General features: G+C 49.1%; 10 protein-coding genes and 1 tRNA gene. 6 read left to right on the top strand and 5 right to left on the bottom strand.

The genetic code is table 11. The features are described from left to right. Positions 1 to 166 precede the first annotated feature (166 nt). The gene (locus ACKFKF_RS31805; RefSeq protein ID WP_446871394.1) at positions 167 to 1,369 is read left to right on the top strand and encodes a DUF2252 domain-containing protein; all 1,203 of its coding nucleotides are present in this window, start codon (positions 167 to 169) and stop codon (positions 1,367 to 1,369) included. A 5-nt stretch (positions 1,370 to 1,374) separates the two neighbouring features. Here ACKFKF_RS31805 and ACKFKF_RS31810 read toward each other — a convergent pair whose 3' ends face one another. Next, entirely contained in the window at positions 1,375 to 1,764 is a 390-nt protein-coding gene (locus ACKFKF_RS31810; RefSeq protein ID WP_446871396.1) for a histidine kinase, read from the bottom strand. Between the two features lie 218 nt (positions 1,765 to 1,982). Here ACKFKF_RS31810 and ACKFKF_RS31815 point away from each other — a divergent pair, with 218 nt between their 5' ends. Further along, positions 1,983 to 2,579 (top strand): hypothetical protein, encoded by a 597-nt coding sequence (locus tag ACKFKF_RS31815; protein ID WP_446871397.1) that lies wholly within the window; start codon positions 1,983 to 1,985, stop codon positions 2,577 to 2,579. A 112-nt stretch (positions 2,580 to 2,691) separates the two neighbouring features. Here the strand turns inward: ACKFKF_RS31815 and apcB are convergent, their stop codons facing one another. Continuing rightward, positions 2,692 to 3,204, bottom strand: coding sequence for an allophycocyanin subunit beta (gene apcB, locus ACKFKF_RS31820; RefSeq protein WP_446858843.1), 513 nt, complete (start codon positions 3,202 to 3,204; stop codon positions 2,692 to 2,694). A 561-nt stretch (positions 3,205 to 3,765) separates the two neighbouring features. On the opposite strand from apcB, the gene glnA reads away from it, so the two are divergent. Both glnA and ACKFKF_RS31830 read left to right on the top strand, forming a co-directional pair. Beyond that, on the top strand, positions 3,766 to 5,184 hold the full coding sequence (glnA, locus tag ACKFKF_RS31825) for a type I glutamate--ammonia ligase (RefSeq protein ID WP_446871398.1): 1,419 nt from the start codon (positions 3,766 to 3,768) through the stop codon (positions 5,182 to 5,184). A gap of 215 nt (positions 5,185 to 5,399) precedes the next feature. Then, a complete protein-coding gene (locus ACKFKF_RS31830) occupies positions 5,400 to 6,515 on the top strand; it encodes a class I SAM-dependent methyltransferase (protein ID WP_446871399.1) in 1,116 nt (371 codons plus the stop codon). A 298-nt stretch (positions 6,516 to 6,813) separates the two neighbouring features. On the opposite strand, the gene ACKFKF_RS31835 is transcribed toward ACKFKF_RS31830, so the two are convergent. Both ACKFKF_RS31835 and ACKFKF_RS31840 read right to left on the bottom strand, forming a co-directional pair. Then, positions 6,814 to 6,894: transfer RNA gene (locus tag ACKFKF_RS31835), tRNA-Leu, on the bottom strand. Between the two features lie 157 nt (positions 6,895 to 7,051). Next, complete coding sequence (locus tag ACKFKF_RS31840) at positions 7,052 to 9,262, bottom strand: BamA/TamA family outer membrane protein (RefSeq protein WP_446871400.1); 2,211 nt, start codon at positions 9,260 to 9,262, stop codon at positions 7,052 to 7,054. 416 nt (positions 9,263 to 9,678) lie between these two features. On the opposite strand from ACKFKF_RS31840, the gene ACKFKF_RS31845 reads away from it, so the two are divergent. Then, on the top strand, positions 9,679 to 10,476 hold the full coding sequence (locus ACKFKF_RS31845) for a cysteine hydrolase family protein (RefSeq protein ID WP_446871401.1): 798 nt from the start codon (positions 9,679 to 9,681) through the stop codon (positions 10,474 to 10,476). Between the two features lie 125 nt (positions 10,477 to 10,601). After that, entirely contained in the window at positions 10,602 to 11,501 is a 900-nt protein-coding gene (locus ACKFKF_RS31850; protein ID WP_446871402.1) for an FG-GAP repeat domain-containing protein, read from the top strand. 197 nt (positions 11,502 to 11,698) lie between these two features. On the opposite strand, the gene ACKFKF_RS31855 is transcribed toward ACKFKF_RS31850, so the two are convergent. Beyond that, positions 11,699 to 12,121 carry a hypothetical protein gene (locus tag ACKFKF_RS31855; protein WP_446871404.1) on the bottom strand — a complete coding sequence of 141 codons (423 nt, stop codon included), beginning with the start codon at positions 12,119 to 12,121 and terminating at the stop codon, positions 11,699 to 11,701. Between the last annotated feature and the right edge of the window lie 104 nt (positions 12,122 to 12,225).

Below are 12,225 nucleotides of genomic sequence, written 5' to 3' on the forward strand. Positions count from 1 at the left end.
TACTTCCCTCCTAGCTTCCTTTCTCGCTTTCCTGAGTTTTGTCAGTCAAGCAGGAGAATAGACTGATGGCGACGATCGTAATGGCCCGCAGAGATCGGTTCATAGCGTTAGCAAAGCGTAGAGTGATCAGTTAATCAATTCTTGCAAGCAATTTCAGGACTTTTTCATGACCAGAGATATCGTTGCTCAGATTCAAGCCTTCAACCAGGGGCGCAACCCAGAGCTGCTCAAGCTCAAATATCAATCGATGGCCACGAATGCGTTCGTTTTTTTGCGGGGCACTTGCCATCTGTTTTATCAAGATTTGCCTGCGGACGCTGCGATCAATAATGCTCCCCCGGTCTGGAGTTGTGGCGATCTACATCTGCAAAATTTTGGCAGCTACAAAGGAGACGATCGCCTTGTTTATTTTGACCTCAACGACTTCGACGAATCGGCTCTAGCGCCCTGTACGTGGGATGTAACCAGATTTCTCACCAGCGTTTTGGTCGGCGCGCATACTTTGGATATCAGCGACGAAGAAGCCCAGGGACTCTGCAATTATTTTCTAGAAAGCTACACCGCTGCCCTCGCTACAGGTAAAGATCGCACCATTCATCGTGAAACCGCTAAAGGGTTAGTGGCTGACTTGCTCAATCGGTTGAAACTGCGCGATCGCAAGTCCTTTCTCGCCGATCGTACTGACCTTAAAGGCAAACAGCGCAAGCTGAAATTAATTCCAGAGAAAACCACTCCGGTCACGTCTGAAGAGCGATCGCAGGTCACCGATCTAATCCACACTTGGGCAACGACTCAGAAGAATCCCCAATTTTTCAACGTGTTGGATGTCGCCCATCGCATTGCAGGAACGGGAAGTCTGGGACTCGATCGCTACATCATTCTGGTCGAAGGCAATGGCTCACCTCACGCCAATTATTTGCTGGATTTGAAGGCGGCGCGATCGTCCTCCCTCCATCCCCACCTACAAATTCCCCAACCCAATTGGAGCAATGAAGCAGGCCGAATCACCAGCATTCAGCATCGCTTTCAAGAATCACCGCCCGCCTTGCTCAACCCCTTACCGCTAGACGGCAAATCCTATGTGCTGCGAGAACTCCAACCGACCGCCGATCGCGTCGATCTCACCGCCTGGAATGGCAAAATCAAACGCCTTCAGCGAGTCATGCAAACAATGGCAGAAGTCACCGCCTGGGGACAGTTACGCAGTGGAGGCCGACAAGGATCAGCGATCGCTGACGATCTAATCGCCTTTGCCCAAGATGCCCCCAACTGGCACAGCGTTGTATTAGATTACGTTCGCTCCTACGCCGCCCAAGTTGAAGCAGACTACATCGTTTTCCGAGACGCTTTCGACCAGAAGCAGATTTGAACTTCTTAACTTCCGACTCTGAGCGAAGACTCTACCGTACGATCGCACGCCTGTACGCCCAACTCTGGATGCTGACGATACTCGTCGCCTGTCGCCCAAACACAAACCGTACGATCGGCACCCACAAAGTATAAATACTCTGCCGTTGGATCATATTTCAGTCCGACTTTAAGATTTGAGAAATCATCCTCACAAATCTCGTAGCCAAACCGCACAATAATTTGCGCCACCAGACATTCCGGCGTATCGATCGATTCTCCAGAGGTGTCGCGTTCTTGCCAAAACTTATCCAAAAATCGCTCCAAAATGGGCAAAACTTTTTCGGGTCTGCCGCCTCTGCTGGCGTAAACGATCGCAGGATTACCCTCAACAATAATGTGACAAGCAGTGTTCATGGGGAGGGATGAGGGATGTAAGGAGGGCTTTGCCCCGCATTCGCGAGGAAGGATGAACGTATCATTTCACATTTTTTGTAGTGCGGCCTAATCCCTGATCTTTGGGGCCTCATCTTTCAAAGTTAGGGGATTTACGGTTCTGAATGGGGAACAGTTGTGAGGACAATATTCTTAAGTTTTGATACAAACCTTCACAGTTAGCTAGAAAGTTGTACTCTATGGTGTTCCAGGTTCCTCCCTCGGCGATCGCAGCCTCCAAGCAGATTACCGATCATCCTCGCTGCCGGATTCTCAAACGCACCCAGTATCGCTCCTGTCACATTCAAATACCAGATGACAGTCAGCGGCTCGCAGCCATTTGTGTTGAAGAAAAATATTACAGTTTTTTTAAGCTAATCAAAGATCACCCAAAAACCCTGCAAGTTGCGGCTCGACTGGTTTATCGGGGCAATGAGGTCATGATTACGCAGACTGCAAAAGGAGATGTTGTTTGGGTTTATGAACCAGATGCCCAGACAAAAACGTTGCCCCGTGAGTCTGCTAATCGTCACTCTGAAGACGGCCTCTGGAGGATCTTGAACTCTTCTCAGCAATATCAGGTGTGTCAGATTCGCGTACCAGATGTCGCAAAACCTTTGGAGGCGATCGTCGTTGACCACAAATATTACGGCTTTATGAGAAGACTTCGCACTGAAAATGAGGCGATCGAGTTTGCAAATCGTCTTGCCAAGAAAGGCAACGAGTCCATGATTACCAAGAGCGATCGTGCCTGTGCTATTTGGATTTTAGAACCCGATGCCACACTCAACCAGTAGTCAGTTGCTCAACCCCAATACTTATCTGAGATGCAGGGATGCCAATGCCAACAAATCAGTTGTTTTCATCCCTCCTCGCGAATGCGGGGCAAAGCCCTCCCTCATCCCTTCCCTAGAGATCCTTCTCGCCCAACTCACGAGACATATAATCAAACGGCTGATCGACAAAATCTGGCTTCTCAACGCCCGTCGCCGCAGACACCTGCTCTTTCACGATCTCCTTCATGATCTGAATGCCGCGCACTGTTGGCCCGCAGGGCACGCCGAGGGAATTGTACGTTTCCCGCAGACCTTCTAAAACACGCTCATCCAATACATCGGTATCACCCGCGACCAGAGCATACGTGGCATAGCGCAGGTAATAATCCATGTCTCGCAGACAAGCGGCGTAGCGACGAGTCGTATAAGCGTTTCCACCGGGGCGGATCAGTTCAGGGAGTTCTTCAAAGAGTCTTGAGCCAGCTTGTTTGACGATCGCCGCCGCATTTGAGTTGATCACAGCAGCGGCCTGCACTCGCCCCATCCCCGTGTCAAAGTAGGTTTTCAGGCTATCAATGGCGTTGCGATCGAGGTAGCGACCCGTCACATCGTAGTTTCTAATCAGGCTTGTTACTGCGTCCCGCATGAAATTTTTCTCCCTATAATCCCTGTAAACCTTGACAAAATAAACTTGAGAGCGCCGACCTACAGCGATTCGTCGATCGCTCACCGTCTATGGAATTTAAGGAAAAGTCTACCACGTGGGGTTGAGCCTAATTTTATGGAGGGGACGATCGTGAAGCATCTATTTAAGAATTTTTACATTGCTTAACATCGCTTAGAACGAAACCACCCTACTGAGACTTTTCTCCGGTAGCATTTGTAATCCTTAATCTGAGTTTAATTCTATAGAATCCTCAGTTTTTTGTAACGAAGGATACAAAATCCCTGTAAGCCTCTTTCTACCATGATGCAGGTAACTAGAACTCTGGCGCTAGAATCCTTGCCAAAGCCGCAAATTCCAGCCGCTAGACGACTAGTTTCTAGCGTAAAGAAAATGGACTTAAGAAAATTCTGAATGAATCTCTCCACAGGGTTGCAGGTTAAGGCAGTGCTTCTTTAATCTGAGACATTCGGAAGGTTTCCCAAATCTAAGTTTTCAACCCCAACGCTCTCGCAACGCAAGACACGAATTAAGGAGTCATTCATGGCAACCCCGCAGGAAATCCTGGCAAAGATCAAAGACGAGAACATCCAACTGATCGATCTAAAATTTATCGACACGCCAGGTATTTGGCAGCACTTGACGCTGTATCAAGATCAAATTGACGAAAGCAGCTTTACCGAAGGCGTGCCGTTTGACGGATCGAGCATCCGGGGTTGGAAATCGATTAACGAGTCAGACATGGCGATGGTGCCCGACCCCAACACTGCCTGGATCGATCCTTTTATGGAAGAACCGACCCTGAGCATGATTTGCAGCATTCGGGAGCCTCGCACCGGGCAGCCCTACAGCCGCGATCCGAGATCGATCGCCCAAAAAGCCCTCGACTATCTCAAATCCACAGGGATTGGCGATATGGCCTTTTTTGGCCCAGAAGCAGAATTTTTCATTTTTGATGACGTTCGCTACGACCAAAATCAGCATGAAGGCTACTACCACGTCGATAGCGTCGAAGGCGTATGGAACTCTGGTCGTCAAGAACCGGGCGGCAACTTAGCGTATAAGCCTCGCAACAAAGAAGGCTACTTTCCTGTCGCGCCGACCGACACCTCTCATGACATGCGGACTGAGATGCTATTGACGATGTTGAAGTGCGGGGTGCCGATCGAGAAGCATCACCACGAAGTTGCGACGGGCGGACAGTGCGAGTTGGGCTTTAAGTTCGGTGAGCTAGTACAAGCGGCTGACTGGCTGATGACCTACAAATACTGCATCAAAAACGTGGCCAAAAAGTACGGCAAGACCACGACATTTATGCCCAAGCCGATCTTTGGCGACAACGGATCGGGAATGCACTGTCACCAATCGATCTGGAAAGACGGACAGCCCACTTTCTTTGGCGACGGATACGCAAGTCTGAGCCAAAATGCTCTCTGGTACATCGGCGGCATTCTCAAGCACGCGCCTTCTCTGCTGGCATTTACCAACCCCACGACCAATTCTTACAAGCGGTTAGTTCCAGGCTTTGAGGCTCCGGTTAACCTGGCTTACTCTCAAGGTAACCGTTCTGCTTCGGTGCGGATTCCGCTGTCTGGTGGCAACCCCAAAGCCAAGCGTTTAGAATTCCGTTGTCCCGATGCGACGGCGAATCCTTATTTAGCGTTTGCGGCGATGCTCTGTGCAGGAATTGACGGCATCAAGAATCAGATCGATCCGGGTGAACCGTTGGATGTAGATATTTACGAACTCAGCCCCGAAGAGTTAGCAAAGGTTCCTTCGACACCGGGTTCTCTCGCAGAAGTTCTCAAAAATCTGGAGAAAGACCACGAGTTCTTAACGACGGGTGGCGTGTTTACCGAGGACTTTATCGAAAGCTGGATTAGCTACAAGCTAGATCGTGAAGTCATTCCCATGAGCATTCGTCCTCATCCGTATGAGTTTGCGCTTTACTATGACTGTTAGTAAGTGACTGTTCAGGCGGGATTGGGTGAATCTGTTTTGAGCGGCGATCGAAATTTAAGTTGATCGTCGCTTTTTTGTTGGCAAAATAAATCGGTTGTATTGACTTGGATTTGAGAAGAGTAAAAGTACTGGAAAATCTGTCGATCGGGGGTGAAACTCTCTCATCCTATTCGTTACACTTATTCACATAGTTGATTAATGTTTCCCAACCTACCATGCCTGAAACGTTGACAAAGCTGGCATATCAAACTTTTTCTCAGGGCAAAAGCTACTTTGGATTGGCACACAAAGCCCTCAGTATGCAAATTCTAAAGCTCGTTGACCCCGCTCCCTCCGAAAAGAAAACGACTCCCATTTCTGCTGATTTGCTGCTCAACATTCAGCAGCGCTTTAATCGAGTGCTTGAAGCCGACTGGCAGGATGCCGAAAATGGGGTGTATCCCGATAGCATTTTGTTTGACAACCCCTGGGAAGACTTTTTCCGGTTTTACCCGTCTGTTTGGTTGGATATGCCCCAGATTTGGGATCGGGCTAACCAGAAGCGTCACCAGGAGTTTTCACCTCAAGTCGAGACGAGTGGCTATCCCAGCTACTATGTGCAAAACTTTCATCATCAGACAGACGGCTATCTGAGTGATATGTCGGCCAACCTGTATGACTTGCAGGTGGAGTTGTTGTTTAATGGGACGGCGGATGCCATGCGGCGACGGGTGCTGGCTCCCTTAAAGCAGGGATTGCAAACCTTTAGCTCGATTGACCCGCGTCAGATCAAAGTGTTGGATGTGGCTTGTGGAACAGGGCGGACGCTTAAAATGCTGCGTGGTATGTTGCCCAAAGTTTCTCTATATGGAGTGGATTTGTCTCCAGCTTATTTGCGTAAAGCCAATCAAATGCTGTCCCAAAATCCGGGTGAGTTGCCGCAGTTGCTTCAGTCGAATGCAGAAGAGTTGCCTTATCTGGATCACTACTTCCATGCAATTACCTGCGTTTTTCTATTTCACGAACTGCCCCCACAGGCGCGCCAGAATGTGATCAATGAATGCTTTCGAGTGATTAAGCCGGGTGGAACGTTTGTGATTTGTGACTCGATCCAAGCCAGCGACTCATCCGAAATGGCTCCTTTAATGGATGGGTTTGCGACCACGTTCCATGAGCCTTACTACCGTCACTACACAACGGATGACTTAGTAAAACGGCTTCAAGATGCGGGCTTCTCAGACGTTTCGACGCAGGTTCACTTTATGAGCAAATATTTGATTGCCCACAAGCCCGGTGAGACTGAGCAAATCCGTCAAGATTCCGAGCAGACACAAATTCCGTTAGAGGTTTAGTTGACGCGAATTTGATGAAATCTCTCGCTGCGGTGGTCAATTCGGCAGCCCCATAAATTCCCCACTCGTGAGGGATTTTGGGTCTGCCTTAATTTGTAACGACAGCGAAGGATTTCATCGAATTCACGTCAGAATTGGCAGCATGGAGGCAGACGACTTGACCACTGCACCGAAAAAATCTTGTCGAACCAATTTTTAATCAGCTTGCTTGGGAGCTAGGAAGTGAGGTTGCTTCTCCTCCTGACTCCAAAACTTCCAAAAAGAAAAGGCACCTCATCGCGAAGTGCCCTTTTTTTGATGCGGATGGCGAGACTCGAACTCGCAAGGCAAAGCCACACGCACCTCAAGCGTGCGCGTATACCAATTCCGCCACATCCGCATAAGCTGGTTTGATCACCAGAGCAAAAGCCGTTTGATTGAGGTTGACTTAAGCCTTAACTAGCATAACAAAAGAATGGAGCTTTGAAGCGCGGAGTTTAGAGATTGATTGTTTTATCAGAAGTTTCAGAAGTAACTTGAGACAAAACCCAGGTGAATTAGAATTTTTGACCCACTCCAAATTGAAGTCGAGTTGCCCCTTGATCATTCACCCCAAAATCGGCTCGAATAATTCCTAGAGGAGAGTTTAGTCGGAGTCCTGCACCAATGCCAAATCCGGCTCCCGGACGGTTACGATCAACCCCCGGTTCGCCCAAAACGCCCTTAGCTGACCCCAAATCAGAGGCAAAATCAGCAAACAGGGCACCGCCGACAATTCGGTAAATCGGAAAGCGATATTCTGCCGAAGCTAATAGGTAACTGCGACCAATACCCACTTCGCTGCCACCGTAACCCCGAACTGAATTAGGCCCGCCCAGCGTAAAGGCGTTGTAGGGAGGCAAATCGCCGATCGTCGTCCCCGCCTGCACATTAAAAGCGAGAACTTCTGGCTGCTTTTGAGTTTGCATTGAGTTCAACAGATTGACGGGTCGGTACTCGGTGTAGTTGGCTTGCAGACGATTAGAAAGAATGTTGCCCTGACCGATCGGTAACGACTGCTCAGTACTCAGCGTCAATAGCGATCCTTGAGTGGGGTTGATGGTGTTGTCGCGCAAGTCGCGGGTCGCGTTGAATCCGACCGTCACCAGGTCGTCAATGCCCGTTCCACTAAACGAAAGCGGACTGCCATCACGATCGCGCCTTGTCACATCACCAGCAGCATCTCGTAAACTAACGCGGGTGTAATTGAGTCCTAGTGAGCCGTTCCAGTTATTGCCCAGGGGACGATTGACCTCAACGCCGCCGCCAAATCGACCTTCTCGCGCTCGATCGCCGTTGGCCAGTTTGCTCTCATCGTCGTCAAACACACGAGAAATGCCTCGTCGTCGGAAAAAGTTGGCGCTGTAGCCCAGTTTGTCAGGTTCAGTCGAGCGGTATGGGCTGACAAAGCGACCGTCGAACTGTACATCCTTCGTCCCAGCTAGAACGTTACCGCTGATCGTTTGTCCGATGCCGCCAACGTTGCGATCGCTGTAGTTGACACTGCCATAGATGCCCAAATCATCATTGAATCCGCCACTCAGGTTAGCCGATCGACTGCGGGCTTCGGTCACAACATAGACAACATCCAGCTTGCGGGCATCGCCTTGGAGATCGACTCGCGCATTGCTAAACAAGCCTGTGTTGACGAGCCGTTGTAAATCTTGGCGAGCCACGTCTTCTCTAAAAATTTGCCCCGGACGAGTCTGCAACTGCTGCTTGATAAAGCTTTCTTGAGTTCTACCGCGAATCGGTTCGCCTTTTTCGTCAACAGTTTTGCCCTGCTCATCGGTAAATTGGACTTTGATCTCGCCGATCGTGCCTTCTGCCACTTCGATCGTCACTACGCCGTCTCGACTCGGAGAAACCGCCACTACTCGCGCCAGATTAAATCCATTCTTGGCGTACCACTGATTAATTTGGTTTGCGCCTTGATTGAGAGCAGCGGGACTGACGATCGCGCCCAGTTGAGCTTTGAGAAAGTCGTTGGCGATCGCGGGAGTGAGGCTCTGCGCGCCGACAAGTTGGAGAGAACGAACGACGATCGGTTGGACTTGAAACGTCACACTCAACCCATTGGAATTCGGCCGACTGTTTACACTCGCATTGGCAAATAATCCCGTGTTTAAAATGGCGGCGACATCTTGCTGAAGCTGACTATTGCTGGTTGTTCCGCCTGGTTGGGTACGAATATTACTGCGAATCACCTGTTGAAGTTCGGTATTTGCGCCTGTGATTTGCACGTCGGTTGCCGTCACCACCAGATCAGACGTGGGCTGAGGCGCATTGCGAACGGGAGGATTCGACGGCGCTGGGGCTTGAGGAACAATCCAGGTCGGCTGGTTAATCGAAGGTTGAGAACTGGGCTGAACTGGGGGCGGATTGATCGAAGGTTGAGTTTGAGCCGAGGGCGAATTTGGGGATGTCTGAGCGGTTTCTGTCGTGGGAATTTGATAGTCCTGATAATATTGAGCAGACCGATCTCCGGGTTGCCCGGTTGCTGAGGTGGTTTGAGGAGCCGTTTCTGAGAATTGCTGAGAGACGATCGTTTCCGGAGGTGCGATCGCTTGTACCCGAACAGAGGCTCCCCCTTCAGTCGGGACAACTACGTCTGATACCGCTCCGTTAGCCAAATTTGCAGCTTCGGGAACGTTGGCATTGGCAGGTTGTGAGACATCCCAAGCAGAAAGAGCAGCAAGGGTACAGGCGGCAACGGTAGGGAAACGCATGGGGGTGAAGGATGAGGGAGGGCTTTGCCCCGCATTCGCGAGGAGGGAGGAGGGAGGAAGTGAGATATTTATAGTCCAAAATGAAGGGTTTGAGCGGCTAATTTAGCGATCGGGACTATCACCAATGACAGATTTTGATGGCTGCGGTTATGACTCGTCGTCAGTTAATTTATCGGATTGGGTTGGTGCGATCGAGCGTCAAAATCCTCAACTGATCAGACATGCCAAGATCTGAAGTATCTTTTGAAATTTAGAGTTTGATTTCAATTATTTCTCGATTGGACAATCAATTCGTAATGCGATGAACAGCTTTTCAGCCAACATTCGTAGTAATTAATGAAGAGCGATCGTGCCTGAGAGTTCCCTTTGGGGATCGCTGGTTTTAATCGCTGGTTTTAACTGTACTGAGCAATTTTATGAATTCACCGCTTCACACCTTGGGCGTTCCTCCAAATGCCTGGTTAGTTGATGAAACGACCGCAGATCTGACCCGTTCTCCTTTGCGATCGCATCCGATCATCGTTGCCACAGATACCAAAAAGCTGCGCGTTGATTTGGCTAAAACAGCGATCGTCGTCATCGATATGCAAAACGATTTTTGTCATCCTGATGGGTGGTTAGCTCATATTGGCGTGGATGTTTCTCCGGCGCGTCAGCCGATCACACCGTTACAAACGTTTTTACCTGTGCTGCGAAGTCTTCAAGTGCCCGTGATTTGGGTGAATTGGGGCAATCGTCCTGATCTTTTGAATATCAGCGCGGCAACTCGCCATGTTTACAATCCCAGTGGTGTAGGCGTTGGATTGGGCGATCCGCTACCCAAAAATCAGGCTCCCGTGTTGATGAAAGGCAGTTGGGCCGCTGCGATCGTCGATGAATTGGAACCTCAGCCCAACGATGTCAGCGTGGACAAATATCGGATGAGTGGCTTTTGGGATACGCCTCTAGACAGTATCCTTCGCAACCTCGGTCGGACTACACTCTTGTTTACGGGTGTTAATGCTGACCAGTGCGTGATGGCGACTTTACAAGATGCAAATTTCTTAGGGTACGATTGTCTGTTGATTCAAGACTGCACCGCCACAACTTCTCCAGAATTTTGCTGGCAGGCAACGCTATATAACGTCAATCAGTGCTTTGGATTTGTCACCACCTCGACCGAAATCACGCAGGCTATTGCTTTGAGTGACCCTCAAGGAGTCGCATCAACCTGAGAAACGCTTGCGAACAGAAAGTTTTCCGGTTTTGGGGTCGCCTGCTTTGTAAGTTTATTGTGGTCAAGAAATACTGCAATTGCGTGCATCTAAGTGCTAACCCAATGAGGCTTTAGGTACAAAATATGGTGATTTCGACTAACTTGAATCCATTAAAGTTGCCCGATTTTAATCGCGATGGCACGACTGATGTGTTCTTACGCAGCGATAACAACAACGCGATCGCGCTCCTCGACAATCTGGGCACCGTCAAGCAAAGAAGCTCACTTCCGTCCCTAGAGAGCAAGTCTGGCTGGACAGAACCAACTCTGGTTGATTTTGACAAAGATGGCACGACTGACCTATTTTGGCGCAACGGAACCACAGGTGAAAATCTAGCCTGGCTGATCAAAGACGGCACCTTGCAAAAATCCGGCTCTCTGCCCACATTAGCGCCCATTTGGGACTACAGAACAGGCGACTTTAATGGAGATAGTAAGTCTGATATTCTTTGGCACAATCAAGCGACGGGTGAAACGGTGGTCTGGCTGATGGATGGGCTGACGATCGCTCAATCTGGCAAGCTGCCATCCCTGCCACGAATTTGGGAAGCCGCGATCGCAGACTTTAACGGCGACGGCAAAACCGATATTTTCTGGCGCAACACTCAAACTGGCGCAAACAGTATCTGGATGATGGACGGCGCTAACGTAGTCAAGTCTGATTCTCTAAAGTCACAGTCGCTCACCAATCAATATGAGATTGTCGATTTCAATGGCGACGGCAAAACTGACATCTTTTGGCGAGAGCGCTTTACTGGAAAGAATGTCGTCTGGGTCTGGGGAAAAGATGCGATCGGATCAGACAATCAAGCGATCGATCTCCCCTCGACACCGGGAGACTGGTCTTATCAAATAACCGATTTTAACGAAGACGGTAAAACTGATTTCTTCTGGCGCAATCCTCAATCGGGCGATAACCAAGTCTGGACTTCTGACGGCGCAAAAGTAAAAGTCAAGGCTTTTAAAGGAATCGGAGGTTTTTAATCTCCAAACATTTCAATCTTCAAGAACAGGATGACCCTTTAATGGCTCTCCTGATGTTCTGGTTATAAGCTAACCTGATTGATCACGAAACCTCTAACCCGTAAGGCTTTTAGCTCAATCTTTTGAGGAAGCTATCAGCAACCCCCCTCTTTTTCACCACAAGTCCAGGAGAGCCCCTTTAATTTTGAGTCATCAACTCAGCCCTGCAAATCTCTGATTTCTTTGGCATTTCTAAACTGTTCCAAAGTCGTTTGCAGGAATGTAATTCTTCGATGCTTTTGGCTCACAATCGGTTGAGCTAAACACTCTAATGGAGTAATTTCTAGTTTGTAATAGCGTTTTTCAGATTGAGGTTCTGTAGGAAACAAGTGGGCGCGATCGACGATTTCGATCTTTTCCACTCGCGCATAATAGCGAATTGCATAAGCTTCATTTTCAAACACTTTAGTCTGATAAAACGCTAACCATTGAGGCTCCCAGCACTTTTTCAGAAACTTCTCAACACTTGCGATCGGAATTCGATACCAACGATACTCGCGTGCAATCTCCAGATCTCGCTGATTGTTCATAACAGCCACGAGAACTCGATCGCCGCTTTTGGCTACAGAACAGTTTGCCATAGAGAAGTCTTGAGCAGTTTCAATCTAAGAATTCCCTTTTTTAGACGTAAGTTTTAACGTGAATTCGATAGAGTTTTTTCGCTTCGGTATTTAACGCTTCTGCC

Source organism: Phormidesmis sp. 146-12, assembly GCF_052939495.1.

What these genes read in the sequence shown, in the direction of transcription:
- ACKFKF_RS31805 (WP_446871394.1), top strand. Translation starts at nt 167, where the DNA reads ATGACCAGAGATATCGTTGCTCAGATTCAAGCCTTCAACCAGGGGCGC.
- ACKFKF_RS31810 (WP_446871396.1), bottom strand. Translation starts at nt 1,764, where the DNA reads ATGAACACTGCTTGTCACATTATTGTTGAGGGTAATCCTGCGATCGTT.
- ACKFKF_RS31815 (WP_446871397.1), top strand. Translation starts at nt 1,983, where the DNA reads ATGGTGTTCCAGGTTCCTCCCTCGGCGATCGCAGCCTCCAAGCAGATT.
- apcB (WP_446858843.1), bottom strand. Translation starts at nt 3,204, where the DNA reads ATGCGGGACGCAGTAACAAGCCTGATTAGAAACTACGATGTGACGGGT.
- glnA (WP_446871398.1), top strand. Translation starts at nt 3,766, where the DNA reads ATGGCAACCCCGCAGGAAATCCTGGCAAAGATCAAAGACGAGAACATC.
- ACKFKF_RS31830 (WP_446871399.1), top strand. Translation starts at nt 5,400, where the DNA reads ATGCCTGAAACGTTGACAAAGCTGGCATATCAAACTTTTTCTCAGGGC.
- ACKFKF_RS31840 (WP_446871400.1), bottom strand. Translation starts at nt 9,262, where the DNA reads ATGCGTTTCCCTACCGTTGCCGCCTGTACCCTTGCTGCTCTTTCTGCT.
- ACKFKF_RS31845 (WP_446871401.1), top strand. Translation starts at nt 9,679, where the DNA reads ATGAATTCACCGCTTCACACCTTGGGCGTTCCTCCAAATGCCTGGTTA.
- ACKFKF_RS31850 (WP_446871402.1), top strand. Translation starts at nt 10,602, where the DNA reads ATGGTGATTTCGACTAACTTGAATCCATTAAAGTTGCCCGATTTTAAT.
- ACKFKF_RS31855 (WP_446871404.1), bottom strand. Translation starts at nt 12,121, where the DNA reads ATGGCAAACTGTTCTGTAGCCAAAAGCGGCGATCGAGTTCTCGTGGCT.